The sequence below is a fragment of the Streptomyces sp. NPDC002784 genome, assembly GCF_053592135.1.
In genome coordinates, this window is the sequence record NZ_JBSFVD010000008.1 from 242886 (window position 1) to 268277 (window position 25392).

The 25392-nt window shown below is 73.2% G+C and carries 24 protein-coding genes; 6 read left to right on the forward strand and 18 right to left on the reverse strand.

From position 1 onward, the window contains the following. Positions 1-199 precede the first annotated feature (199 nt). From ACWD1Z_RS17920 to infC, 8 genes are all read right to left on the reverse strand, one after another. On the reverse strand, positions 200-1261 hold the full coding sequence (locus ACWD1Z_RS17920; protein WP_451119648.1) for a PP2C family protein-serine/threonine phosphatase: 1062 nt from the start codon (positions 1259-1261) through the stop codon (positions 200-202). A 143-nt stretch (positions 1262-1404) separates the two neighbouring features. Beyond that, the gene (pheT, locus tag ACWD1Z_RS17925) at positions 1405-3918 is read right to left on the reverse strand and encodes a phenylalanine--tRNA ligase subunit beta (protein WP_451119649.1); all 2514 of its coding nucleotides are present in this window, start codon (positions 3916-3918) and stop codon (positions 1405-1407) included. Then, positions 3918-5039: a phenylalanine--tRNA ligase subunit alpha gene (gene pheS, locus ACWD1Z_RS17930; RefSeq protein ID WP_451119651.1), complete on the reverse strand. Its 1122-nt coding sequence runs from the start codon at positions 5037-5039 to the stop codon at positions 3918-3920. The genes pheT and pheS overlap by 1 nt, the downstream gene beginning before the upstream one ends. A gap of 127 nt (positions 5040-5166) precedes the next feature. After that, positions 5167-6303 (reverse strand): ATP-binding protein, encoded by a 1137-nt coding sequence (locus ACWD1Z_RS17935; RefSeq protein ID WP_451119653.1) that lies wholly within the window; start codon positions 6301-6303, stop codon positions 5167-5169. 51 nt (positions 6304-6354) lie between these two features. Beyond that, a complete protein-coding gene (locus ACWD1Z_RS17940; protein WP_451119655.1) occupies positions 6355-7203 on the reverse strand; it encodes a TrmH family RNA methyltransferase in 849 nt (282 codons plus the stop codon). Between the two features lie 94 nt (positions 7204-7297). Further along, positions 7298-7681 (reverse strand): 50S ribosomal protein L20, encoded by a 384-nt coding sequence (rplT, locus tag ACWD1Z_RS17945; protein WP_003977226.1) that lies wholly within the window; start codon positions 7679-7681, stop codon positions 7298-7300. Positions 7682-7776: 95 nt separating this feature from the next. Continuing rightward, the gene (gene rpmI, locus ACWD1Z_RS17950; protein ID WP_003977225.1) at positions 7777-7971 is read right to left on the reverse strand and encodes a 50S ribosomal protein L35; all 195 of its coding nucleotides are present in this window, start codon (positions 7969-7971) and stop codon (positions 7777-7779) included. A gap of 111 nt (positions 7972-8082) precedes the next feature. Then, positions 8083-8772: a translation initiation factor IF-3 gene (gene infC / locus ACWD1Z_RS17955; RefSeq protein ID WP_389419526.1), complete on the reverse strand. Its 690-nt coding sequence runs from the start codon at positions 8770-8772 to the stop codon at positions 8083-8085. Between the two features lie 353 nt (positions 8773-9125). On the opposite strand from infC, the gene ACWD1Z_RS17960 reads away from it, so the two are divergent. Continuing rightward, entirely contained in the window at positions 9126-9494 is a 369-nt protein-coding gene (locus tag ACWD1Z_RS17960) for a DUF1844 domain-containing protein (protein ID WP_389419329.1), read from the forward strand. On the opposite strand, the gene ACWD1Z_RS17965 is transcribed toward ACWD1Z_RS17960, so the two are convergent. Continuing rightward, positions 9491-10231, reverse strand: a complete 741-nt coding sequence (locus tag ACWD1Z_RS17965; protein WP_451119658.1) for an SseB family protein — start codon at positions 10229-10231, stop codon at positions 9491-9493. The genes ACWD1Z_RS17960 and ACWD1Z_RS17965 overlap by 4 nt on opposite strands. Positions 10232-10381: 150 nt before the next feature. Between ACWD1Z_RS17965 and ACWD1Z_RS17970 the strand changes: the two genes are divergently transcribed. Then, on the forward strand, positions 10382-11317 hold the full coding sequence (locus tag ACWD1Z_RS17970) for a serine hydrolase (RefSeq protein ID WP_451119660.1): 936 nt from the start codon (positions 10382-10384) through the stop codon (positions 11315-11317). A 25-nt stretch (positions 11318-11342) separates the two neighbouring features. On the opposite strand, the gene mycP is transcribed toward ACWD1Z_RS17970, so the two are convergent. Further along, a complete protein-coding gene (mycP, locus tag ACWD1Z_RS17975; RefSeq protein WP_451119662.1) occupies positions 11343-12533 on the reverse strand; it encodes a type VII secretion-associated serine protease mycosin in 1191 nt (396 codons plus the stop codon). Further along, positions 12530-13342, reverse strand: coding sequence for a hypothetical protein (locus ACWD1Z_RS17980; protein ID WP_451119664.1), 813 nt, complete (start codon positions 13340-13342; stop codon positions 12530-12532). Before ACWD1Z_RS17980 ends, mycP begins: the two co-directional genes overlap by 4 nt. A 1259-nt stretch (positions 13343-14601) precedes the next feature. Here ACWD1Z_RS17980 and ACWD1Z_RS17985 point away from each other — a divergent pair. Further along, a complete protein-coding gene (locus tag ACWD1Z_RS17985) occupies positions 14602-15804 on the forward strand; it encodes an amino acid deaminase/aldolase (protein ID WP_451119665.1) in 1203 nt (400 codons plus the stop codon). 25 nt (positions 15805-15829) lie between these two features. Here the strand turns inward: ACWD1Z_RS17985 and ACWD1Z_RS17990 are convergent, their stop codons facing one another. Genes ACWD1Z_RS17990 through ACWD1Z_RS18005 form a run of 4 tightly spaced genes read right to left on the reverse strand, consistent with a single transcriptional unit; the run spans position 15830 to position 20288 of the window. Further along, on the reverse strand, positions 15830-16723 hold the full coding sequence (locus tag ACWD1Z_RS17990; RefSeq protein WP_451119712.1) for a DUF2510 domain-containing protein: 894 nt from the start codon (positions 16721-16723) through the stop codon (positions 15830-15832). A gap of 27 nt (positions 16724-16750) precedes the next feature. Next, positions 16751-17551: a 3-oxoacyl-ACP reductase gene (locus ACWD1Z_RS17995; protein WP_451119667.1), complete on the reverse strand. Its 801-nt coding sequence runs from the start codon at positions 17549-17551 to the stop codon at positions 16751-16753. Beyond that, positions 17548-18921, reverse strand: coding sequence for an aldehyde dehydrogenase family protein (locus ACWD1Z_RS18000; protein ID WP_451119669.1), 1374 nt, complete (start codon positions 18919-18921; stop codon positions 17548-17550). The genes ACWD1Z_RS17995 and ACWD1Z_RS18000 overlap by 4 nt, the downstream gene beginning before the upstream one ends. Before the next feature lie 8 nt (positions 18922-18929). Next, positions 18930-20288 carry a glutamine synthetase family protein gene (locus ACWD1Z_RS18005; RefSeq protein ID WP_451119671.1) on the reverse strand — a complete coding sequence of 453 codons (1359 nt, stop codon included), beginning with the start codon at positions 20286-20288 and terminating at the stop codon, positions 18930-18932. An 87-nt stretch (positions 20289-20375) separates the two neighbouring features. Here ACWD1Z_RS18005 and ACWD1Z_RS18010 point away from each other — a divergent pair, with 87 nt between their 5' ends. Together ACWD1Z_RS18010 and ACWD1Z_RS18015 are read left to right on the forward strand one after the other, a co-directional pair. Beyond that, positions 20376-21110, forward strand: coding sequence for a FadR/GntR family transcriptional regulator (locus tag ACWD1Z_RS18010; RefSeq protein WP_451119673.1), 735 nt, complete (start codon positions 20376-20378; stop codon positions 21108-21110). 38 nt (positions 21111-21148) lie between these two features. Further along, positions 21149-21844 carry a gamma-glutamyl-gamma-aminobutyrate hydrolase family protein gene (locus tag ACWD1Z_RS18015; RefSeq protein WP_451119675.1) on the forward strand — a complete coding sequence of 232 codons (696 nt, stop codon included), beginning with the start codon at positions 21149-21151 and terminating at the stop codon, positions 21842-21844. A 21-nt stretch (positions 21845-21865) separates the two neighbouring features. On the opposite strand, the gene ACWD1Z_RS18020 is transcribed toward ACWD1Z_RS18015, so the two are convergent. Next, on the reverse strand, positions 21866-22774 hold the full coding sequence (locus tag ACWD1Z_RS18020) for a LysR family transcriptional regulator (RefSeq protein ID WP_451119676.1): 909 nt from the start codon (positions 22772-22774) through the stop codon (positions 21866-21868). 70 nt (positions 22775-22844) lie between these two features. Here ACWD1Z_RS18020 and ACWD1Z_RS18025 point away from each other — a divergent pair, with 70 nt between their 5' ends. Further along, entirely contained in the window at positions 22845-24023 is a 1179-nt protein-coding gene (locus ACWD1Z_RS18025) for a TDT family transporter (protein WP_451119677.1), read from the forward strand. Here ACWD1Z_RS18025 and ACWD1Z_RS18030 read toward each other — a convergent pair. After that, on the reverse strand, positions 23935-24654 hold the full coding sequence (locus ACWD1Z_RS18030; protein ID WP_451119678.1) for a helical backbone metal receptor: 720 nt from the start codon (positions 24652-24654) through the stop codon (positions 23935-23937). The genes ACWD1Z_RS18025 and ACWD1Z_RS18030 overlap by 89 nt on opposite strands. After that, complete coding sequence (locus ACWD1Z_RS18035) at positions 24654-25220, reverse strand: helix-turn-helix domain-containing protein (protein ID WP_451119680.1); 567 nt, start codon at positions 25218-25220, stop codon at positions 24654-24656. The genes ACWD1Z_RS18030 and ACWD1Z_RS18035 overlap by 1 nt, the downstream gene beginning before the upstream one ends. Positions 25221-25392 lie beyond the last annotated feature (172 nt).

Sequence of the window (25392 nt, forward strand, 5' to 3'; positions counted from 1 at the left end):
CCCCCGGGTGGCTCGGTGCCGTCAGAGTAGTGGTTCCGGCTTCACACGGGGTGTGAACGGAGTGCTCGAATCCGCGCAGTGTGCGCACTGTCGCGGAGAGTTTCCAGCCGGTTGACTGAATTGCCTCGCAAGAGGCCGGCCGGGCCGCCGGCTCCCCCTCGTACAGTGCGGCGGCCCTGCCGGGGGCTGGGCGGTTCGGCTAAACGCCGTTGCGCCCAAGGTGCGTTGTCGGCCGCGGGTTCGATGTGGCTGGTCGCGCGGTTCCCCGCGCCCCTACGGGGTTGTCCCTCACGTGAGTTCGGTCGTTCCGCAGGATCAGCAGTGCGATGTCGTCGGAGGGTGTGCCGCCCGCGTGACGCATCAGCGCGCTCAATACCGTACGGAGGATCAGCTGCGGGGAGCCGGGGTGTGTGCGGGACGCGCCCAGCAGAGCCGCCGGGAGCGAAAAGAACCGGCCACGCGCGTCCCGCGCGTCTTCCGCACCGTCCGTGTACAGGGTCAGGGACTCGCCGGGGAGCAACGGTCCGCACGAAACGGCCGCCAGTTCCTTCGGCAGCGGGAAGGGACCGAGCGGCGGCAGCGGATCCGCGCGCGCCAGGGGCTCCACCCGCGTGCCGCTGATCAAGTAGGGCCAGGGATGGCCGCAGTTGAGGGCCAGCACCTCCGCGTCCCGGCCGATCTCCAGCAGCAGGACGGTGGCGAACTCCTCCGCCGCCGCGGGTTCGTCCCGGTACCGCTCCCGCAGGTGCCGGGCGAGGGCGCGGTCCAGTCGCCGGAGCACCCGCCCCAGGTCCGGCTCGTCGTGGACCGCCTCGCGGAAGCTGCCGAGAAGTGCCGCGGCCGTGCCGACGGCGGCGATGCCGTGTCCTCGTACGTCGCCCATCACCACGCGCACCCCGTGCTCGGTGGCGATGACCTCGTACAGGTCCCCGCCCACCGAGGCCCCCCGGTCGGCGGAGAGCTGGGCGGCGGCGATGTTCAGTCCGTCGATCCGCGGCGGCAGCGGGCGCAGCAGCACGCTCTGCGCGACTCCGGCGACCCGGCGGATCTGCCGCAGCTCCCGCAGCAGCACGTGGCGGACATGGAGGATCAGCCCGGTGCCGACCGCGAAGAAGACGGCGCTGGTGACCGCGCGGGCTCCGATGCCGTCCTGCTGGGCGAGCGGACAGGTGAGCTTGTAGGTGATCGCCATCGCGCCCCAGGCGGTGGGCAGCCCCAGCGCGAGCAGCCGACGGGGAAACACAGCCTTGATGCGGATCATGCCGGTGGCCCCCAAGTAGGCCGCGTCAACGCAGAATCGGACCGACCCCGAAAGGCCGGTCCGATTCTGTCGACCGCATGGCCCAAGAGGACCAGTACACCGGCAGTTCTCACTCGAACGAGTGAGGTGACCCGTTGCGAGGACTAGCCCCGCAGCACCGCCCCGGTCCGCTCGCCCGCGAGGGCGACCGCCGCGTCCCGGGCCGCCGAAGCCTCGTCCACGGTCAGCGTGCGATCCGGCGCCCGGAACCGCAGCGCGTACGCCAGCGACTTCTTCCCGTCACCCAGCTGCTCCGCGTTCTCGTACACGTCGAACAGCCGGATGGCCTCCAGCAGGCCCCCCGCGCCCTCGCGCAGCGCGGCCTCCACCTCGACGTGCGGCACGAACTTGTCGACGACGAGGGCGACATCCTGCGTGGCGACCGGGAACGAGGAGATGCCCGGAGCCTGCGGCACCCCGTCGCCCACCTGCTCCAGCGCGTCCAGGTCCAGCTCCATCGCGCAGGTGCGCGCGGGCAGTCCCAGCGCCTTGAGGACACGCGGGTGCAGCTCACCGGCGTGGCCCACGACCCGCTCGGCACCGTCGACGGTGACGACCAGCTCGGCGCACCGGCCCGGATGCCACGGCCCGTACTGCCCGGGCCGCACGATCAGCTCCGCGCCCGCCTCGGCGGCGACGGTCCGCGCGGCCTGCACCGCGTCGGCCCACCCGGCCGGACGGCCCGCGCCCCACCAGCCGGCCTGCTCGCGGGCGCCCGCGAGGACGACGGCGACATGACGCGGCTGCTCGGGCAGGACGGCGTCGAGCGCGGCGATCTCCTCGTCGGTCGGACGCCGGTCCACGGGCAGCTGCGCGGCGACCCGCCGCTCCTCGCGGGGCAGGAAGACCAGGCCGGTCTCGAACAGGGCCAGGTCGTGCGAGCCCCGTCCGTCGTTGCGCCGCAGCGCGCCGAGCAGGCCCGGCAGCAGCGACGTACGGAGCGCGGGCTCCTCGTCGTTGAGCGGGTTGGTCAGCTTCACGACCCGGCGTGCCGGGTCGTCGGCGTCGAGACCGAGCTGGTCGAAGACCTGCTCCCCGACGAAGGGGTAGTTCGGCGCCTCGACGTACCCGGCACCGGCCAGGGCGCGGCCGACGCGCCGGTGCAGCCGCTGGCGGTGGGTCAGGCCCCGGCCGGACGGCGGCTTGGGCAGCGTGGAGGGCAGGTTCTCGTAGCCCTCGAGCCGGATGACCTCTTCCGCGAGGTCGTTCTGCTCCAGCAGGTCGGGCCGCCAGGACGGGACGGTGACGATCAGCTCGTCCTGTCCGTAGACGTCGCAGCCGACCTCCTGGAGGCGGCGTACGACGGTCTCGCGGCCGTACTCGACACCGGCGACCTTGTCCGGGTGGTCCGCCGCGACCGTGATGGTGTGCGGCGCGGACGGGGCGATGACCTCGGTGACGCCGGCGTCGGCGGTGCCGCCCGCGAGCAGCACCAGCAGGTCGACGGTGCGCTGGGCGGCCGCGGCGGCGGCCATGGGGTCGACACCGCGCTCGAAGCGGCGGGACGCCTCGGAGGACAGCTTGTGCCGGCGGGCCGTCCGCGCGATCGCCACGGCGTCGAAGTGCGCCGCCTCGATGACCACGTCGGTCGAGGCGTTGTCGACGTCGTCGTGATCGGCGATCTCGGTGTTGGCGCCGCCCATGACACCGGCGAGGCCGATGAGGCCGCTGTCGTCGGTGATGACCAGGTCCTCGGCGTGCAGCGTCCGCTCGACGCCGTCGAGGGTGACGATCTTCTCGCCCTCGGTCGCGCGGCGGACGCCGATGGTGCCCTGGACCAGCTTGCGGTCGTAGGTGTGCAGCGGCTGGCCCAGCTCCATCATCACGTAGTTGGCGACGTCGACGGCGAGCGAGATCGGGCGCATGCCGACCTTCTGCAGCCGGCGCTTCAGCCAGATCGGGGAGCGCGCCTCGGCGCTCAGACCGGTGACCGTACGCGCGGCGAAGCGGTCGCAGCCGACGGGCTCGGAGACCCGCACCGGGTAGCCGAAGGCGTTCGGGGCCGGGACGTCGAGCAGCGCCGGGTCGCGCAGCGGCAGACCGTAGGCGATGGCGGTCTCGCGGGCGACGCCGCGGATGGACAGGCAGTCGCCGCGGTTGGCGGTGACGGCGATGTCCAGGACCTCGTCGACCAGTTCCAGGAGCTCGATGGCGTCCTTGCCGACCTCGGTCTCCGGCGGCAGCACGATGATGCCCTTGGTGCCGTCGTCGCCCATGCCCAGCTCGTCGCTGGAGCAGATCATGCCGTGCGAGGTACGGCCGTAGGTCTTGCGCGCGGAGATCGCGAAGCCGCCGGGCAGCTCGGCGCCGGGGAGCACGACCACGACCTTGTCGCCGGCCTGGAAGTTCCGGGCGCCGCAGACGATCTCCTGCGGCTCGCCCGTGCCGTTGGCGGTGCCGACGTCGACGGTGCAGAAGCGGATCGGCTTCCTGAAGCCCTCCAGCTCCTCGATGGTCAGCACCTGGCCGACGACCAGGGGGCCCTTGAGGCCGTCGCCGAGCTGCTCGACCGTCTCGACCTCGAGGCCGGCCGAGATGAGCTTGGCCTGCACATCGCGGCCGGTCTCGGTGGCCGGCAGGTCGACGTACTCCCGCAGCCAGGAAAGCGGGACCCGCATCAGATCTCCATCCCGAACGGCCGGGTGAACCGGACGTCACCCTCGACCATGTCTCGCATGTCCTCGACGTTGTGGCGGAACATCAGCATCCGCTCGATGCCGAACCCGAAGGCGAAGCCGCTGTACTTCTCCGGGTCGACGCCGCAGGCGGTGAGCACCCGCGGGTTGACCATGCCGCAGCCGCCCAGCTCGATCCAGCCCTCGCTGGAGCAGGTGCGGCAGGGCCGGTCGGGGTTGCCGACGGACTCGCCGCGGCAGACGTAGCACACCATGTCCATCTCGGCGGACGGCTCGGTGAACGGGAAGAAGTTCGGCCGCAGCCGGGTCTTCATGCCCTCGCCGAACAGGGACTGCACCATGTGGTCCAGCGTGCCCTTGAGGTCCGCCATGGTGAGGCCCTCGTCGACCGCGAGCAGCTCGACCTGGTGGAAGACCGGGGTGTGGGTGGCGTCCAGTTCGTCGGTGCGGTACACGCGGCCCGGGCAGATCACGTACACCGGCAGCTCACGGTCGAGCAGCGAGCGGATCTGGACGGGCGAGGTGTGGGTGCGCAGCACGACACCGGACTCGGTGCCGCCCTGCGGGCCCTCGACGAAGAAGGTGTCCGCCTCGCCGCGCGCCGGGTGGTCCGGGCCGATGTTGAGAGCGTCGAAGTTGAACCACTCGGCCTCGACCTGGGGGCCCTCGGCGACCTCGTAGCCCATGGCCACGAAGATGTCCTCGATGCGCTCCGAGAGCGTGGTCAGCGGGTGGCGGGCGCCGGCCGGTACCCGGTCGAACGGCAGCGTGACGTCCACCGCCTCCTCGACCAGCACCCGGGCGTCGCGCTCGGCCTCCAGCTCGGCCTGGCGGGCGGCCAGCGCCTTGTTGACGGCGCCGCGGGCCTGGCCGACCAGCTTTCCGGCGGCGGCCTTGGCGTGCGGGGGCAGGGCGCCGATCTCGCGGTTGGCGAGGGCCAGCGGGGAGGTGCCGCCGGTGTGGGCGACCTTGGCCTCCTGGAGCGCGTCGAGCGAGTCCGCGGCGGCGAAGGCGGCGAGCGCCTCGTCCCGCATGCGCTCGATCTCTTCCGGTTTCAACGCCTCGACCTCTACAGGGTCGTACGACTTATTCGGTGCCGACATCTCTTCCCGTGCTTCCGATCTGCTGGCTGAAGGTCCCCGTCACCGACTCAGTGGGCCGTCTCCGGGACGCAAAGGTGCCAAAGGCCGAGTCTAACGGGGTGCGGACAGGCGGATGCGCCCGTGGCCGTCAGGCGAGATACGCCGGAGCCGCCACGGGCAACGTAAATCGGAACTCGGCGCCGCCGCCGGGGGCGCGGCCGACCGTGATGGTGCCGCCGTGGGCCTCGACGATGCCCTTGACGATGTAGAGCCCGAGGCCGGTGCCGCCGCGCTTGCTGCCCCGCCAGAAGCGGGTGAAGACGCGGTTCATGGACTCCTCCGGGATGCCGGACCCCTCGTCGCTCACCGTGACCGACGTGCCGGCGTCCTCTCCCTCGCGGGGCGACGCCGTGGGCGTGACGTCAATGGTGACGGTTCCCTCGCCGTGCCGCACCGCATTTTCCAGCAGGTTGCTGAGTACCTGGTCGATCTTGTCGGGGTCGGCCCACAGGTCGGGCAGCGGCTGCTGCAGGCGGAGCAGGAAGCGGTCGGCGGGCTGCCCGGCGGCGACGTACGCCTGGATGTGCCGCCCCACCGCGGCGCCGATGTCGACGGGCTGGCGCCGCACCTCCAGCCGCCCGCTGTCGATCCGCGAGATGTCCAGCAGCTCGGCGATGAGCCGGGTGACGCGGTCGGCGTCGGCGTCGACGGTCTCCAGCATCAGCCGCTTCTGGTCGTCGGTGAACCTCTCCCACTTGGCGAGCAGGGTCGCGGTGAAGCCCTTGACGGAGGTGAGCGGCGAGCGCAGCTCGTGGGCGACGGTGGCGATCAGCTCGGCGTGGCTGCGCTCGGTGCGGCGCCGGGCCTCGGTGTCGCGCAGCGAGACGACGACGCGGCGGACGGGTCCGGTGGGCTCGGCCCGGACGTACCGCACCGAGACCAGGACCTCCCGCCCGCCCGGCAGCAGCAGGTTCCGCTCGGGCTGGCGGTTGCGGATGGCCAGTCCGCCGTACGGGTCGGTGACCTGCCACCAGCGGCGGCCCTCCAGATCCTCTAACGGCAGGGCCTTCTCCAGACGCTGTCCGAGGGCCTCGGCGGCGGAGACGGCGGTGATGCGCTCGGCGGCGGCGTTGAAGCAGACGACGTGGCCGTGCTCGTCGGCGACGACGAGGCCGTCGGGGAGGTCGTCCGGGGTGATGCCGAGTTCGGCGAGGTCGCCGTACCGGGGCGCGGGCGGGTGGCTCATGTCCCGTGCTCCCGGTGCGCTGCTCGTGCCGACACTCATCCCCGTACCCCACCTCTCGAACGACCGAGGGGCCCCGAGCTGGTCACCCTACTAGCTCTCGGTGACGGAGCGGCACCCTCCGAAGGCGCGCTGTGCACGGGCCGACGCGTAGAGACATACGGCCGCGGCGGTGGCGAGGTTCAGGCTCTCGGCCTTGCCGTGGATCGGTACGCGCACGACGCCGTCCGCGAGCGCGCGGGTCTCCTCCGGGAGCCCCCAGGCCTCGTTCCCGAACACCCAGGCGGTCGGCCCGCCCATGGTCCCCTTGTCGAGTTCGTCGTCGAGGTCGTCGTCCCCGGCGCCGTCGGCGGCGAGGATGCGCACCCCGGCGTCCTTGAGCCCGGCGACGGCCCGCTCGACCGGCACTCCCACGGCGACGGGCAGATGGAACAGCGACCCGACGGAGGCGCGTACGGCCTTGGGGTTGTAGACATCGACGGACGCGTCGGTCAGTACGACGGCCTCGGCGCCCGCGGCGTCGGCGCACCGCAGCACGGTGCCCGCGTTGCCGGGGTCCCGGACGTGCGCGAGGACCGCGACGAGCCGGGGCCGGGCGGCCAGGATCTCCTCGAAGGGAGTGTCGAGGAACCGGCAGACCCCGACGAGGCCCTGCGGGGTGACGGTGGTCGAGATGTCGGCGATGACGTCCTCGGAGGCGAGGTGCACGCGTGCTCCGGCGGTCCGGGCCTCGCCGATGATGTCGGCGTACCGCTCCGCGGCCTCGACCGTGGCGAACAGCTCCACCAGGGTGCCGTCGTGCCCGGCCGCTTCCCGCACGGCCTGCGGCCCCTCGGCGAGGAACAGCCGCTCCTTCCCCCGGAAGTTCCGCTTGCCCAGCCGCCGGGCGGCGGAGACACGGGGGGAACGGGGGGAGATCAGGTCGGGGGACACGGGGGGCATGCGGCTCACCTTCACAGAAACTCACACAACGACGGACCCGTAGGTAGAAACCCACGGGTCCGTCCAGTCACGTCGGCTCAGGCCAGCGCGAGCGTCACGCGGCCTTCGGCGCGTTGACGTCGCTCGGCAGGGCCTTCTGCGCGACCTCGACGAGCGCGGCGAACGCGTTCGGGTCGTTGACGGCCAGCTCGGCGAGGATCTTGCGGTCGACCTCGACGTTGGCGGCCTTCAGGCCCTGGATGAAGCGGTTGTACGTGATGCCGTTGGCGCGGGCAGCGGCGTTGATGCGCTGGATCCACAGCTGGCGGAAGTCACCCTTGCGCTTCTTGCGGTCGTTGTAGTTGTAGACCAGCGAGTGGGTGACCTGCTCCTTGGCCTTGCGGTACAGACGCGAACGCTGACCGCGGTAGCCGGAGGCCTGCTCGAGGATCGCCCGGCGCTTCTTGTGGGCGTTGACTGCCCGCTTGACGCGTGCCACTTGTTAACTCCTTGTAGCGGGGCCGTGGGTGTCCTCACACGACCCGAAATCGATTGGGTCCCGGTCCTGACGTGCGGCGGCGAGGCGCCGGAACGTCACTTGCCGAGAAGCTTCTTGATCTTCGCGGCGTCGCCCGGGGCCATCTCGGCGTTGCCGGTGAGGCGACGCGTCACGCGGGACGACTTGTGCTCGAGCAGGTGGCGCTTGCCGGCACGCTCGCGGAGCACCTTGCCGGAGCCGGTGATCTTGAAGCGCTTGCTGGCACCGCTGTGCGACTTGTTCTTCGGCATAGCGCCGTTCTCTCCTCGTCGGTGGCGCTCCGGTGCCCGGTCGTGAAACCGGGCACGGTGGAGCGTCGTTCTGGTATCGGTTACATCCTTGGGGACTCGCGTCCCCCGGGATCACGCCTCGGCGGATGCCTCGGCAGGAGCCTCGGCGTCCTCGACGTCCTCGGCGAAGTCGGACTCCGCGGCGTTCTGCGACTTGCCGGGGTTGGCCTTCGCTTCTGCCTTGCGGGCTTCCTGCGCCTGACGGGCCTCGGCCATCGCCTCGGTCTTCTTCTTGTGCGGACCGAGAACCATGATCATGTTTCGGCCGTCCTGCTTCGGATTCGACTCCACGAAGCCGAGGTCCTGGACGTCCTCCGCGAGACGCTGCAGCAGTCGGTAGCCCAGCTCGGGCCGGGACTGCTCGCGACCACGGAACATGATCGTGATCTTGACCTTGTCGCCCTGCTTGAGGAACCGGACGACGTGACCCTTCTTGGTGTCATAGTCGTGCGGGTCGATCTTCGGCCGGAGCTTCATCTCCTTGATGACCGTGTGCGCCTGGTTCTTGCGCGCCTCACGGGCCTTCATGGCCGACTCGTACTTGAACTTCCCGTAGTCCATGAGCTTGCACACAGGCGGACGGGCGGTCGCCGCCACCTCGACCAGGTCCAGGTCGTACTCCTGCGCAAGCTCCAGTGCCTTGGCCAGGGGGACGATGCCCACCTGCTCGCCACTGGGACCGACAAGTCGCACCTCTGGAACGCGAATCCGGTCGTTGATGCGGGGCTCGGCGCTGATGGATCCTCCTCGGTAGCACCACACGGCGGTCTGGCGGACAGCCGCGTATGTCTGATTGACATAGGACCAACCATCGCGGCGCATGAAAAATGCCCCGGACGGGACACAGGCGGGGCTCCTTTATGCCGGAACACCGCCGCGTCGACCGCGGGGCGCAATCTCGGGCGACTCTCCACCGTCCGTACGGAACGGTGGTGGCCGCCTGACCGGTGACCCGCCGTCCCGGAGGACAGTCGGGTGGGAGTTCGGAGCCTCCACTTGCGGGCCGGACACATGCGTGTTCGGCCGGTCGTCACCCAAGGTTAGCAGCTCCCGCCGGTCGGGGCTAACCGAGGCAGTGTCGGGCCGGGCCGGTGCGTGCACCTATCGTGGGCGCCATGAGTGACACCTCTTCCCCGGACAGCCCCGAGACGCCCGACTTCGACGAGATGACCCGCGACATCGCCGAGGTCCCCGCCGTCGAGGTGATCGTGACGGTCGCCGTGAACCTGATGAGCGCCGCCGCCGTGAAGCTCGGACTGACCGAGGAGGGCGACCGGTACAAGGACCTGGACGAGGCCCGCAAGCTGGTCACCGCCCTGGCCGGGCTGCTGGACGCGAGCACCACCGAGATCAGCTCCTTCCACGCGGCCCCGCTGCGGGACGGCCTGAAGTCGCTCCAGCTGGCGTTCCGCGAGGCCTCGCTCGTCCCGGACGAGCCGGGCCAGGGCCCGGGCGAGAAGTACACCGGTCCGGTCTACGGCTAGGCGCCGGATTCCCGTACGTACAAGGGCTCGCCCGGAGGGGTGGCCTCGGCCGGCAGCAGTGCCAGGTCGAAGCCGCGCACCAGGCGGGCCCTCAGTGTTTCGTCGGCGGCGAGCCGGCGCGCGACCGCGTGGACACCGGCGTCCTGCGGCACGGAGGGGTGGAGGACCAGGGCGAGGGTGCCGTCGGCCCGGCCGGGGCCCAGGTAGGCGCGCAGCACCGCGTCCACGTCGGCGACCGCGGCGCGCACCGCCTCCACGACCGCCGGGTCGGCCAGCGGATCGGTGCTGGTCCGTCCCTCGGCCAGGGCGAGCAGCGCCGGTCCCGTCAGCTCGAACGGCACCGGTCCGGCCAGGTCCAGCACGACCGTGTCGGCCTTCTCGTGCGCGGCGGCCTCCAGGGCCTGGTGCAGGGGTACGGCGACGGGGCGGGCCGTGGCGTCCCAGCGGGCGAGGGAGTCGGTGGAGGTGAAGGCGGGCAGTGCCTTGCGGTCGCCGGCCCGCAGGGTCGGTACGGCCATGTCGCTGGTCTTCTCGTGACGCAGCCCGTTCTCGTCCTCCTCGACCTCGCCGAGGACGGCCACGACGGGGACGAGCAGCCGGGCGCCCTTGAGCGCCCGGAGCACCGGTGCCACGGCGGTGCGGTCCTCGGCCCAGGCGGCGAGCGCCGCGCTCAGCCGGGGGTCGGCGGAGCCGTCGTCGTCCGGGAAGGGGGAGTCGGGAATGTTCTTGTTCGCCACGGTCACCGACCCTATCGGGGGGTTGCCGCTGCGCTTGTGCGGGCCCGGAAACGCGCCCGTCACCCGGCTCACGCCCTTCTCAGACATCCCTGACACAGATCTAACCTGCGTCTCACCGAAGGCACAGTCACCGGCCCGACGATCGCGGACATGGAGTCCTGCAGAGCGCGTCGGCGCCGTGTGCCCCTGCTGTACGTCGCCCTCGCCTCGGTGGCCGTGGTCGGCGCTACGGCCACGGGGACGGTGTACGTGACGGGGCAGCCGCACCCGGCTCCGGGCGCGGGGAGCGCCGTATCGTCGTCGGCGACGCCCTCAGGGGGCGCGGTGAGCGGGGAGGCATCCGTGGAATCGGTGGCGCGGCCGACGGTGGACCGGGACGGGCTGCTGGCGGACGCCATGGAGTCCGTCGCCGTGGCGGAGGGTGCGGAGGTGTCGGTGGCGGTGCTGGACCTGGCTTCCGGCGCGAGCGCCACGTACGGGGGCGGTTCCTTCGACACGGCGAGCATCGTGAAGGTCGACATCCTGGCGGCGCTGCTGCTCCGGGCCCAGGACGAGGGGCGGGCGCTGACCTCGGCGGAGAAGGCACATGCCACCGCGATGATCGAGCGCAGCGACAACGCCTCCGCGTCCGCCCTGTGGGAGACGATCGGCAGGGCGGAAGGGCTGGCCGCCGCGAACGAGCGGTTCGGGCTGCGGGCCACCGAGGGCGGCGACGGGATGCTGTGGGGGCTGACGCAGACCACGGCGGCGGATCAACTCGCGCTGCTCCAGCAGGTGTTCGGGGAGGAGTCGGAGCTGAGCGAGGCGTCGCGGTCGTATCTGCGAGGGCTGATGGGGCGGATAGCCGTGGATCAGCGGTGGGGTGTGTCGGCGGTGGCGGACGGTTCGCGGTGGGCGCTGAAGAACGGGTGGCTGCCGCGGAGCACGACGGGGCTGTGGGACGTCAACAGCATCGGGCGGGTGACGGTGGACGGGCGGGAGTGTCTGGTGGCCGTGCTGTCGAACGGCAACGCGACGAAGGCCGCGGGGGTCGCGCTGGTCGAGGCGGCGGCGAGGGCCGCGGTGCCGGTGCTGGCGAGGGGCTAGAAGCGGGCCCGGTGGTCGCGAGGGGCTAGAAGCGGGCCCGGTGGTCGTCCTGGCGGAGGCGTCGGCCTCGCCACAGGACGATCGCCGCGACCAGCAGGACGCCTCCGGTGCCGCCCGCCAGGGGTGCCGCCCAGCCCGTCGCGTCGTCCGAGGCCTTACGGGTGTCGGGGCCCGGGCCGAAGTACTCGTCGCCGTGTCCCCTGGCCCGCAGGCCCGCAGGCTTGAGGCCGGCGGCCTTCTCGATGGCGGCGGCGGGGTCGATGAAGCCGTAGCCGCGGGAGTCGTCGCGGCCGTCGGCGGGGGCGTTGCGGGCCGTGTCCTCCAGGAGCTTCTTGATCTGGGCCGGGTCCAGGCCCGGGTGGGCGGACTTGACCAGGGCCACCGCGCCGGAGACGAAGGCCGCGGCGGCGCTGGTGCCCCAGCCCTCGTAGTACTTGCGGTCCGGGTCGGCGATCACGACGTCGACGCCGGGGGCGCTGACCGTGGCGTACCAGCGGCGGGTGGAGAAGGAGGCGCGGGTGCCGAACTTGTCGACGGCGGTGGCGGCGATGACGCCCGGATAGGCGGCCGGGTAGGAGATGTGGTCGCCCTTCTCGCCGCCGTTGCCGGCCGAGGCGACGACGACGGCGCCCTTGCGCAGGGCGTACTGGACGGCCTCGTCCTCGGCGGGTTCGGGGTGCGCGGACTTGGAGTCGTCGCCCAGGGAGAGGTTGATGACGTCGGCGCCGTGGTCGGCGGCCCAGCGGATGCCCTCGGCGAGGGCGTTGCCGCGGGTGGTGCGGGCCTTGGCGCGGGCCGGGTCGCCGTCCTCCAGGATCACGCGGACGGGGAGGATCCTGGCCTCGGGGGCGATGCCCAGTACGCCGTCGCCGTTGCCGGGGCCGTGTCCGTGGCCCGCGATGATGCCGGCCATGGCGGTGCCGTGGCGGGCCCAGGCGCGGTCGCCGCGTTTCGCTCCGAAGCCGACCATGTCCTTGCCTGGCAGGACGTTCCCGGCGAGGTCGGGGTGCTCGTCGTCGACGCCGGTGTCGAGGACGGCGACGGTGATGCCCTGGCCCTTGGTGGTCTGCCAGGCCTCGTCGGTGTGCATGGCCTCCAGGGCCCACTGCTGGCCGCGGATGCCGTCGGCGTGGGCGGCGGTGGACGGGACGAGGGCGAGGGAGGCGGCGAGGAGGACGCCGAGCAGGCCCGTGCGGCGGACGCGGGCGGCGGTCATGAGGCCGGCTCCGTGGCGTAGGGGCCGACGTGCTTGCGCAGGGCGCGTTCGACGCGGTCGGCGAGGCCCTTCGCCTCGTGGCCGAGGCCGGCCTGGGCGGGGGCCGTGGTGGCGCCGGACTCCATGGCGTCCTCGGCGGGCTGCGGCTCGTCGACGTCGCGGCCGTCGGCCCAGCCGGAGACGGAGTAGACGACGACCGGGGCGTCGGTGAGCACGGAGACGGTCCAGGAGGCGCGCTGGTCGCTGTCGAAGCCGGGGCCGTACGGGCGGGGCATGAGGTCGGTACGGCTGTCCAGGCCCTCCTCGGTGAACCGCTCGGCGAGGGAGGCCATGGCGGTGGCGTCGGCCTTGGTGAAGAGCAGGCCGACGGTGGTGACGTAGGTCTGGGTGGCGTCGGTGTAGGTGGCGCGCAGGAGCCGCTGGCAGCCGACGGGGGCGAGGGCCTTGCGCAGGAGCGGGTCGAAGGCGTCCGCGCAGCCGCTGTCCGGGGCGACGGCGATCCGGGTCCAGGTGCGGTCGGCGCCGCCCGGTCCGGCGCCCTGCCCCTTGACGCTCGCCGGGAACAGCTGATCGACGGGGAGGCTGTGCCACAGGCTCCGGGCGGCGACGAAATCGTCCCGGGATCCGGCGGCCTCGGAGTCCCCGACGAGCCAGCTCCCGGTGACGGCACCCCCGACGAGGCCGAGCCCCAGCACAAGACAGGCGGCGACGGCGGCCACCCGGCCCCCGCGCCCTCGCGCCCGCCCGCCCCCGTCGTACCCCTCGGGCTCCCCGAACGACACCACGGGCCGCCCACTCGGCGCCGCCACGGGAGCACTCCACGACAACGCAGGATCGGGCCCCGCCCCCTCACCCTCAGCCGGAACGGGCCGCAACCGCCGAGTGGTCTCCGAGCCGGCCTCGGGGTGAAGGCTGCCGGACCGCCCGGCCCGGCGAGCCGAGGCAGCGGCGACCTGCGGGGGCACGGCGGGCGGGCGGTGCGAGGGGGCGGGAGCGGCTGGGCGGGGCGGGGCGGCGGGCGCGGTCGGCCGAGGCGGGGTGGCGGGTGCAGTCAGCCGAGGCGGGGCGGCGGACGGGGCCGGGCGATGCGAGGAGGCAGGCGCACCAGGCGAAGGCGGGGTGGCGGACGGGGCCGGGCGATGCGACTGCGAGGGGGCAGGCGCGGCTGGCCGGGGCGGGGTGGCGGACGGGGGTGTGGCGGGGCGCGCCGGAGCGACGGCGGGGGTCGACGCCGGGCGCGGGGGCATGTCCGCCGGGCCAGCCGGAGCGGAGCCGGGGCGCTGTGCCGCACCGTCGGCGGCAGCGGGGCTGGACGCCGGGCGCGGGGGCAGGCCGTTGGAAGCCGTCGGGCGGGCCGAGGGCGAAGCGGCGTCCGCGCGGCGGGACACGCCACCGGCGGCAGCCGGGCTCGATGCGGGGCGGGGCGGAGCCGACGGCGACGCCGCGCCTGGCCGCCGAGGCGTGCCGTCGGAAAATGTCGCGGCGGGCGCCACCGGCGGCGGAGCCGCGCCCGGGCGCCGAGGCGTGCCGTCGGAGGAGGTCGGGACGGCCGGAACCGGCGGCGGGGCCACGCCACCGGTGGCAGCCGGGCTTGACGCTGGGCGGGGCGGGACCGGCGGGGGGGCCGCGTCGCCGGGGGCGGCCGGGGGCGGTGGGGCGGGTTCGTCCGCGGGGGGAGGGGACGTGTCCGGGAAGCGGGCGGAGGCCCTCGGTGGCGGGGCGGAGGGGGTGCGGAGGGTCGGGAAGCGGGAGTCCTGCGCAGCCGTTCCGCTCTCGCCCTCTCCCGACCCGGGCGTCGGCTGGCAGGCGCGCTGCGCTTCCGTGTTCATGCGCCCCCCGTTTCCTCGTGCCCGGGCCTGGTGTCCTGCGCGGGCCCCGTTCCGTTCGCCCGAGCCCGGTGTCCCGGGCACCATCTACCCGCACGCGGCGCCCGGCATCCCGGCCCTCACGTGCGTGCGCGTCACTCTACGGGTTGCTCCCGGCGCCGCGGGAACCAGTCCACGAGCCCGGGGCTTTAGCCCGGAACGTCCCCCTACCCTGGGGTAATCCAGTCTGGCAGGCTGCGTTCATGACTGCGCGCGCCGCCGACCGGGCCCGTTACGACCGGGCCACCGCCCATCTCGACGCCCCCCTCGCGATCGTGGACCTGGACGCCTTCGACGCCAACGCGGACGACCTCGTCCGCCGCGCGGCCGGCAAGCCCATCCGCGTCGCCAGCAAGTCCGTACGCTGCCGTGCCCTGCTCGAACGCGTCCTCGCGCGCGACGGCTTCGCGGGGATCATGTCCTTCACCCTCGCCGAGTCCCTGTGGCTGGCCCGCTCCGGCTTCGACGACATCCTGCTCGCCTACCCGTCCGCCGACCGCGCCGGATTCGCCGAACTCACCAGCGATCCCAAGCTCGCCGGCGCCGTCACCGTGATGATCGACGACCCGGCCCAGCTCCGGCTCATCGACGACGCCCGCGACGGGGGCCGCGAAGTCGTCCGGGTCTGCCTGGAGTTGGACACCTCGCTGAAGCGGCTCGGCGGCCGGATCCGGGTCGGCGCCCGCCGCTCCCCGCTGCACACCCCGGGCCAAGTCGCCGACCTGGCCCGTCTCGTGGCCCGCCGGCCGGGGTTCGAGGTCGTCGGGCTCATGGCGTACGAGGGACATATCGCCGGCGTCGGCGACTCCGTCGCCGGCCACCCCCTGCGCTCGCGTGCCGTCCGGCTGATGCAGGCCACCGCACGCCGGGAACTCGCCCGGCGCCGGGCCGAGGTGGTGCGGGCCCTGCGGGCGGTGGCGCCGGAGTTGGCGTTCGTCAACGGCGGCGGCACCGGCAGCGTCCAGCACACCGCCGCCGAGGACTGCGTCACCGAGATCGGCGCCGGGTCGGGACTCTACGTACCGCGGCTCTTCGACAACTACACGTCCTTCCGCGGACGCCCGGCCGCCCTGTTCGCCCAGCCCGTCGTCCGGCGCCCCGGCGTCGGCGTCGTCACCGTCCTGGGCGGCGGCTACCCGGCCTCCGGTGCCGCGGGACCCGACCGGCTCCCCGTGCCGTACCTGCCGGAAGGGCTGCGCTACGACCCGCAGGAGGGCCCCGGCGAGGTCCAGACCCCGCTGCTCGGCTCCCCCGCCGACGACCTGCTCATCGGCGACAAGGTGTGGTTCCGGCACGCCAAGGCGGGCGAGCTGTGCGAACGCTTCGAGCAACTGCACCTGATCGAGGGCGACATGGTGACGGCGACCGTCCCCACGTACCGCGGCGAAGGCCACACCTTCCTCTGATGCGTCTGCGTTCCCCGGCCGGGTCCTACCCCTCGCCGGGGCCCACGCTGCTGCCCACTCCGCCGCCGCCGTCCGGGTCGGCGAAGGAGCGGATGCCCTTGGTGATCCGGTCCATGTCGGCCAGGGGCGGTCCGTCCGGGCCCGCGTCGAAGACGTAGCGCACGCAGACCGGTGACTCGGTGCCGACGCGGGACGGGAAGACCGTCGACTGGACGTAGCCGCCGGGGCCCTCGGCCGTGGTGACCCGCCAGCGCACGAACCAGCCGGCGCGGCCCGCCACCGCGACCGGGCCCGACGTGACGACCTGGTGGGACTCCATGCCGCCGTAGGGCCGCCGGCCGATCGTGTCGCGGTCGTACGCGGACTCGGCGGCGTCCTCGATGTCCTGCTCGGCCAGCACCCGCGGGGACCGCTCGTCGTTCTCGGTGACCGTCCGGGACATGACGAGGCCGTGGCGGCAGACGCCGTCGTCGCCGGGGCAGTCGTAGGTGCCGTCCGTGGTCATGACGACGTCGTCCTCGGCGACGTACTTCGGCCGGACCCAGCCGTCGAGCAACGGCAGGGTGATGCCGTTGAGTTCGTCGGTCACGACGGCCGGGTCGTCGGCGGACGGCTCGCTCCGGGTCGGGGTCGGCGAAGGAGGGGCCTCCGTGTAGTACGTGGGCGCCGTCTCCAGCTCCGCACCACCCTGGTCCTCCTCCCCCTGCCCCAGCACCACCGCGCCCGTGACGATCGCCGCCACGAGCACGACCGCCGCCGCGGTGACGGCGACGGCCCTGGACCGTCCGGACGCTCCCGCGACCGGCATCGGCGCCGTCACCTCGGGGGTGCGCCGGTACTCGGTCCAGGCGGTTCCGTCCCACCAGCGCTCCAGATGCGGGGCCTCGGGGTCGCGGTACCAGCCGGGTGGTGGCGTCATGCTCATGCAGGCACTGTAGGACGCCGCCTACAGCGGAGTGACGTACGCCCCCGAGATCCCGCCGTCCACCAGGAAGTCGGTGGCGTTGACGAAGGAGGAGTCGTCGCTGGCCAGGAAGGCGACGGCGGCGGCGATCTCCTCGGCCTCGGCGAACCGGCCGAGCGGGATGTGCACCAGGCGGCGCGCGGCGCGCTCGGGGTCCTTGGCGAACAGCTCCTGCAGCAGCGGGGTGTTGACCGGCCCGGGGCAGAGCGCGTTGACGCGGATGCCCTCGCGCGCGAACTGCACGCCCAGCTCACGGGACATCGCGAGGACGCCGCCCTTGGAGGCCGTGTAGGAGATCTGGGACGTGGCCGCGCCCATCCGCGCCACGAAGGACGCGGTGTTGATGATCGAGCCCCTGCCCTGGCGCCGCATGTAGGGGATCGCGGCCTTGCAGCACAGGTAGACGGAGGTGAGGTTGACCTCCTGGACGCGCTTCCATGCCTCCAGGCCGGTCTCCAGGATGGAGTCGTCGTCGGGCGGCGAGATCCCGGCGTTGTTGAAGGCGATGTCGACGCTGCCGTAGGTGTCGTGGGCCGTCCGGAACAGCGCCTCCACCTGCTCGGCGTCGGTGACGTCGACCTTGACGAAGGTGCCGCCCACCTCGTCCGCCGCCGCCTTGCCGCGCTGCTCGTCGACGTCGCCGCAGACCACGTGCGCGCCCTCGGAGGCGAGCCGGCGGACGGTGGCGAGACCGATGCCGCTGCCGGCTCCGGTGACGACGGCGGTACGGCCGACCAGTCGGCGGCAGACGGTCTCTTCGGTTGCTGAGGTTGATGAGGTCACTGTGCGGGGCCCTCCGTGCTGATGAAGACGTTCTTGGTCTCGGTGAAGGCGGTCAGCGCGTCCGGGCCGAGCTCGCGGCCGACGCCGGACTGCTTGAAGCCGCCGAAGGGGGTCCAGTAGCGGACGCTGGAGTGGGAGTTGACGGACAGGTTGCCCGCGCGGACGGCTCCCGAGACGCGCAGGGCGCGGCCGACGTCCCGGGTCCAGATCGAGCCGGACAGGCCGTAGTCGGTGCCGTTGGCGAGCGCGACGGCCTCGGTCTCGTCCGCGAAGGGGAGGACGACGGCCACGGGTCCGAAGACCTCCTCGACGGCCACGCGCGCGTGCGGGTCGACGCCGGTGAGGACGGTGGGCGGGAACCAGAAGCCGGGGCCCTCGGGGGCCTTGCCGCGGATGCCGGCCGCGTCCGGGTCGACGTAGGAACTCACCCGTTCCAGCTGGGCCCTGGAGATCAGCGGGCCCATGTCCGTGGTCTCGTCCGCGGGGTCGCCCACGCGTACCGCCTCGATCGCGGGGCCCAGCAGCTCCAGGAAGCGGTCGTACACCGTCCGCTGGACGAGGATGCGGGTGCGGGCGCAGCAGTCCTGGCCGGAGTTGTCGAGGAAGGACATGGGGGTGGCCCGGGCGGCGGTTTCCAGGTCGGCGTCGGCGAAGACGATGTTGGGGCTCTTGCCGCCGAGTTCGAGGGTGACCCGCTTGAGGTGCGCGGCGCCCTTCGCCCACACCTGTCTGCCCACCGCCGTCGACCCGGTGAAGACGATCTTCGCGACGCCGGGGTGTTCCACCAGGGCGTTCCCGGCGACGGGACCGTGGCCGGGCAGCACCTGGAACAGGCCCTCGGGAAGACCGGCGGACAGGGCCAGCTCCGCCAGTCGCAGTGCCGTCAGCGGGGTCGTCTCGGCGGGCTTGAGGAGCACGGCGTTGCCCGCGGCGAGCGCGGGCGCGGTGCCCCAGGCCGCGATGGGCATCGGGAAGTTCCAGGGCGCGATGACGCCGACGACGCCGAGCGGTTCGAGGAGGGTGACGTCGAGGCCGCCGGGGACCGGGATCTGGCGTCCGGTCAGGCGCTCCACGCCGCCCGCCGCGTAGTCGAGCAGATCACGGACGTTGCCCGCCTCCCAGCGGGCGTTGCCGAGGGTGTGTCCTGCCTCGCGGACCTCCAACCGGGCGAGTTCTTCGATGTGTTCGTCCACCACGACGGCGAAGCGGCGCAGCAGCCGGGCCCGGTCGGCGGGGGCGAGGGCCGCCCAGGCGGTCTGGGCGCGGGCGGCCCGTACGACGGCGGCGTCGACGTCCGCCGCGGACGCCGCCGGGACGGTGGCGACCACCTCTTCGGTGGCCGGGTTCAGTACCTGGAGCTGGTCGGACACGGCGGGCCTCACATGCGTTCGAAGGAGCGGCGCAGCTCCCAGTCGGTGACCGCGGCGTCGTAGGCGTCGGTCTCGACGCGCGCCATGTTCCGGTAGTGCGCGACGACCTCGTCGCCGAAGGCGGCTTGGGCGATGGGGCTGTTCTCCCACAGCTCGGCGGCCTCGCGCAGGGTGGTCGGGACGTGCTGGTACCCGGCGGTGTAGGCGTTGCCGGGGCAGGCATCGGGCAGCTGGAGCTTGTGCTCGATGCCGTACAGGCCCGCCGCCACCATGCCCGCGACCGCGAGATGGGGGTTGACGTCGCCGCCGGGGAGGCGGTTCTCGAAGCGCAGCGAGCGGCCGTGGCCGACCACGCGCAGGGCGCAGGTGCGGTTGTCGTGCCCCCAGGCGACGGCGGTCGGCGCGAAGGAGCCGGGCTGGAACCGCTTGTAGGAGTTGATGTGGGGGGCGTAGAGGAGGGAGAAGTCGCGCAGGGCCGCCAGCTGGCCGGCGAGGAAGTACCGCATGACCTCGGACATCCCGTCGGGTCCGGCCATGGCGTTGTCACCGGCCTCGTCCGCGAGCGAGAGGTGGATGTGGCAGGAGTTGCCCTCGCGCTCGTTGTACTTGGCCATGAAGGTCAGGGACATGCCCTCCTGGGCGGCGATCTCCTTGGCGCCGGTCTTGTAGACGGCGTGCTGGTCGCAAGTGACCAGGGCCTCGTCGTAACGGAAGACGATCTCGTGCTGGCCGGGGTTGCACTCGCCCTTGGCGGACTCGACGGTGAGTCCGGCACCGGCCATCTCGTTGCGGATGCGGCGCAGCAGGGGTTCGATGCGGCCGGTGCCGAGGACGGAGTAGTCGATGTTGTACTGGTTGGCCGGGGTCAGGCCCCGGTAGCCCGCGTCCCAGGCCTGCTCGTAGGTGTCCTTGAAGACGATGAACTCCAGCTCGGTGCCGACCTGGGCGGTGAGCCCGAGGCCGGCGAGGCGCTCCAGTTGCCGCCGCAGGATCTGGCGGGGGGCGGCGACGACCGGGGAGCCGTCCTCCCAGGCGAGGTCGGCGATGACCATGGCCGTGCCGGCGTTCCAGGGGACGCGGCGCAGGGTGGTCAGGTCCGCGTGCATCGCGAAGTCGCCGTAGCCGCGGTCCCAGGACGACATGGCGTAGCCGTCCACGGTGTTCATCTCGGTGTCGACGGCGAGCAGGTAGTTGCAGCCCTCGGTGCCGTGGTGCAGTACCTCGTCGAGGAAGAAGCGCGCGGCGAACCGCTTGCCCTGGAGCCGCCCCTGCATGTCCGGGAAGGCCAGGACGACGGTGTCGATCTCACCGCCGGCGACGAGGGCGTGCAGCTCCTCGACGCCGAGCGGCGCTGTGCGGTCTGCCACGGGAAAGCCTCCTTAAGGCTTCTTCGGTCAGCTCCGGAGCCATAAGGTATTGCTCAGAACCATTGCTTGGGAAGGGGGCACGGCCGGATGTCGGTGGAGACGGAACCGGGCCCGGAGGACCGGCTCACCCCGGTGCTGCGGCCGGTGCGGGCGGGCAACGGTTTCGAGGAGGCGCTGGAGCAGATCCTCCAGGTGGTCCGGCTCGGCCTGGTGCCGGGCGGCGAGCGGCTGCCCGCCGAGCGGGAGCTGGCGGAGCGGCTGGGGATCAGCCGGGTGACGCTGCGCGAGGTGCTCAAGGTGCTCCAGGACCAGGGCCTGGTGGAGTCCCGGCGCGGGCGGTACGGCGGAACGTTCGTGCTTCCGCGCGCGGACGCCGCCGGCGAGGACGAGCTGCGCCGCCGGATCGCCTCGGTGGACATCGAGGACGTGCTGCGCTTCCGGGAGGTGCTGGAGGTGGGCGCGGCCGGGCTGTGCGCGGCGCACGGCCTGACCGGGGAGCAGCGGGAGCGGCTGCGCCGGGCGCTGGCCCGCACCCGGGACGCGCCGCTGGGCGACTACCGGCGCCGGGACACGCTGCTGCACCTCACGCTGGCCGAGCTGTGCGGCTCGCCGACGCTGACCGCGCAGTACGCGGCGGTGCGGGCGACGGTGAACGAACTGCTGGACTGCATCCCGATCCTGGTCCGCAACCTGGAGCACTCGCAGCGGCAGCACGCGGCGCTGGTGGAGGCGGTGCTGGACGGGGACGCGGACGCGGCGCGGGAGATCATGCGGGAGCACTGCTCGGGCACCGCGGCCCTGCTCAGGGGGTTCCTGACGTGAGGCAAAGGTATGAGAACGGTCCATTGAAAGGGCGGGGCATGCCGGACAGGCCGCTGATCGGAGTCAGTACGTATCTGGAGACCGCCGCGCGCTGGGGCGTGTGGGAGCTGGAGGCGGCGCTGCTGCCGGCCGGCTATCCGCGGCTGGTGCAGCGGGCGGGCGGGCTCGCGGTGATGCTGCCGCCGGACGCGCCGGAGCACGCGGCGGCGACGGTGGCCCGGCTCGACGGGCTGGTGATCGCGGGCGGACCCGATGTGGAGCCGGTGCGCTACGGCGCCGAGCGCGACCCGCGGACGGGACCTCCGGCACGGGAGCGGGACGCGTGGGAACTGGCCCTGATCGAGGCCGCGTTGGCCGCGCGGGTGCCGCTGCTCGGGATCTGCCGGGGCATGCAGCTGCTGAACGTCGCGCTCGGCGGCACGCTGGTGCAGCATCTGGAGGGCCATGCCGAACTGGTCGGCATCTTCGGCCGGCACCCGGTCAAGCCGGTCCCGGGCACGCTGTACGCCGGTATCGCCCCGGAGGAGACGAGTGTGCCGACGTACCACCACCAGTCGGTGGACCGTCTCGGGGCGGGGCTCGTCCCGTCGGCCCATGCGGCGGACGGCACCCTGGAAGCCGTGGAACTGCCCGGGGAGCACTGGGTACTGGGCGTGCAGTGGCACCCGGAGATGGGTGAGGACGTGCGGGTGATGAGGGCGCTGGTGGAAGCGAGCCTCACGGCCACGCCCTGAAGGGAGAGCCCGGCGCGGCGCTCAGCCCCGGGTCAGATGCAGCAGGTCCCGCGCCGGACCCACCGGCCGGTGCCCCGTCGGCCACACCGCCCGCAGGTCCCGGGCCAGCGACACGTCCGCCACCGGGATGCTCACCAGGCGGCGCATGGACAGCTCCTCGCGGACGGCGAGTTCGCTCAGCACGGCGGGCCCCGCCCCGCTCACCGCCGCCGCCTTCACCGCCGTGGTGGAGGAGAGCTCGATCAGGGGGCGGGCCAGGCCACCCAGGGCCGTGTCCAGGACCTGCCGGGTGCCCGAGCCCTTCTCGCGGAGGATCAGCGGGGTGGCCGCCAGCTCCTCGGGGGTGAGCGGGCGCCGGCGGCGGGCCCAGGGGTGGCCGGGGGCGGTGACGACGATCAGCCGGTCGTGGGCGATGACCACCGAGTCCAGGCCGGTGGGGACCGTCAGGCCCTCGACGAAACCCAGGTCTGCCTCGTCGGCGAGCAGCCGTTCGGCCACCGCGGCCGAGTTGCCCGCGAGCAGCGACACCGCGGTGTCCGGGCGGCCCGCGCGCAGGGCCAGGAGCCAGCCCGGCAGCAGGTACTCGGCGATCGTCATGCTCGCCGCCACCCGCAGCCGGGAGTCCCGCCGGTCCCGCAGCGCCTGCGCGCCCACGTCGAATGCCTCCGCCGCCTCCACGATCCGCCGCGCCCAGTCGGTCACCAGCGCACCGGCGTCCGTCAGCCGTGAGCCCCGTGGTGAGCGGTCCACCAGCGCCACCCCGAGCTGCCGTTCCATCGACCGGATCCGGGAGCTGGCCGCGGGCTGGGTGATGCCCAGTTCCCGGGCCGCCCCGCCCAGACTGCCCAGCCGGGCCACCGCCAGCAGCAGTTCGAGGGCGCCGAGATCCGGGACTCGATGGGCCAGGGAGGTCGTCACCGCACTACTCATAAAGCCAGCTTATGCCCTCATAGAGACGTCCTCCCTGGTGGTGGGGGTCCTGGGGCGGGACGGTGGCAGCATGGTCACCGCCGCCCCGCCCCTCCCCCGTGCCCTGACCGTCCGTCACCTCGGACCGAACTGGTACGCCTCCGTGATGGGAACCGCCATCGTCGCCACCGCCGGCGCCGGGCTTCCCGTGCCCCGGCCGCTGTGCGCCGCCGTGTGGACGCTCTCCGCGCTCGCGCTGGCCGCCCTGCTCGCCGCCCGCGCCCTGCACTGGGTCCACCACCGCGACCAGGCCCGCGCCCACCTCATGGACCCGGCGACGGCTCCCTTCTACGGCTGCCTCGCCATGGCCCTGCTGGCCGTCGGGGGCGGCGCCCTGGCCGTCGGCCGGGACTGGATCGGCATCGAGGCGGCGGTCGCGCTGGACGTGGTGCTGTTCACGGCCGGCACGGCTGTCGGACTCGCGGCGGCGGTGGCCGTCCCGTACCTGCTGGCCGTACGGCATCGGGTGCAGCCGCGTCAGGCCACGCCGGTCTGGCTGCTGCCGCTCGTGGCGCCCATGGTGTCCGCGGCCCTCGGCCCGTCGCTGGTGCCGTACCTGCCCGCCGGACAGGCCAGGACGACGCTGCTGCTGACCTGTGTCGCGCTGTTCGGGCTGAGCCTGCTGGCGACCCTGCTGATGCTGCCGCTGGTCTTCGCGCGTCTGATCACCACCGGTCCGCTGCCGCTCGCGCTGACCCCCACCCTGTTCCTGGTGCTGGGTCCGCTCGGCCAGTCGACCACCGCGGTCGGCAACTTCGCCGATCACGCGCCGGGCGTCGTACCGGCCCCGTACAGCGAGGGCTTCGATGTACTGGCCGTGCTGTACGGCGTGCCGGTCATGGGCTTCGCGCTGCTCTGGCTCGGCTTCGCCACCGCCCACGTCGTGCGCGCCCGCCGGCGGGGCATGCGGTTCGCGATGACCTGGTGGGCCTTCACCTTCCCGGTCGGCACCTGCGTCACCGGCGCCGGGTCCCTGGCCCGGCACACCGGTCTGGTGGTCTACGACGGCTTGGCCGCCGTGCTCTACGCCGTCCTGGTCACCGCCTGGCTGACGGCCACGACAGGCACCGCACGCGGCCTCCTCACCGGCGCGCTGCTCGCGGGGCCACGCCCGGCGCGGCTCAGCGAAGCACTGCCCGCAGGGCCGCGCCCAGCACGTCCGGCGCCTCGGTCAGCGACGGGCCGTACCAGGTCAGGTGCCGCCCGCTGACCAGCGCGCAGGGCCGGCCGGGGAAGGCCTCGGGGCCGTCGTCGGGGGTGAAGCGGTAGGGCTCGTCCGGGAGGACGACGAGGTCGGGGGCCGCCGCCCGCAGCTCTTCCAGCGCGACGCGCGGATAGCGGTCCTCGTGCGTCGCGTACAGGTGGTCCACGCCGAGGCGGGCCAGGACGTCGCCGGCGAAGGTGTCGCGGCCCAGCACCATCCAGGGGCGCCGCCAGACCGGCACCACGGCGGTCGTACGGCGGTCGGGGGGCCGCAGCGCCGACCAGGTCCGCTCGGCCTCGTCGAGCCAGCGGGGCCGGGACGCGGTGCCGCAGGCGGTGAGCACCCGGTCCAGTTCCCGGAAGGCCCCCGGCACATCGCGGACCTCGGTCACGAGCACCTCGATCCCGGCCGCCCGCAGGGCCGCGAGGTCGGGGGCGCGGTTCTCCTCCTCGTTGGCGATCACCAGGTCGGGGGCGAGTGCGGCGATCCGCTCGATCCCGGGGTTCTTGGTGCCGCCGATCCGGGTCACGCCGAGGCTCGCCGGATGCGTGCACCAGTCCGTGGCGCCGACCAGGACGCCGGGGGCCGAGACCGCCACGGCCTCCGTCAGGGACGGCACCAGGGAGACCACGCGCATCAGCGCGGCCGGTCCTGGACCGCCTCGATGTGCTCGGCCACCGCGACGACCACCACCCGGGTCTCCGGCACCGTGGCCCGCCAGCGATGGCGGACCCCGCCGGTGAGGTACAGGGTGTCGCCGCGGCCGAGCCGGTAGGCGCGTCCCTCCGCCTCGATCTCCACGGCGCCGTCGGCGACGTACATCAACTGGTCGTTGCGGTACTGGAACTCGCGTCCCGCCTCATGGTCCCCGGTGAACTCCGAGGCGTGCATCTGATGGTGACCGCGCACCAGGGACCGCGTCCGCGGCTCGGGGGCCATCTCGGCGCCCTCCGAGCGGACCACGTCCACGCTGCACGCCGGGTCGGCCGCGGCGAGGAGTTCGACGGCCGTGGTGCGCAGGGCGTCGGCGAGCTTCTCCAGGGAGCTTCTGCTCGGGCGGGCGCGGTCGTTCTCCACCTGGCTCAGGAAGGGCACCGACAGGCCGCTGCGCTCGGCCACGACGGCGAGGGTGAGCTCCAGCGCGCGACGCCGCCGCCGTACGGCCGCGCCCACCCGCAGGGGCTGTTCTTTGTGGTCGCCCATCGCTCCGGCTCCCTCCTTCACCCGTCGTCCGGTGCCGACTCCTCTGGTGAGTTCTCTGCACCCTACGCATGTTCGGCAAACCGTTTCCCGCGCCCGTCACATCGACGGCACACGGCGGGAGCCGGACCTCACAGTTCGCGCCATCGTCCGGCCCCGGCCGGCCCGGCGCCGC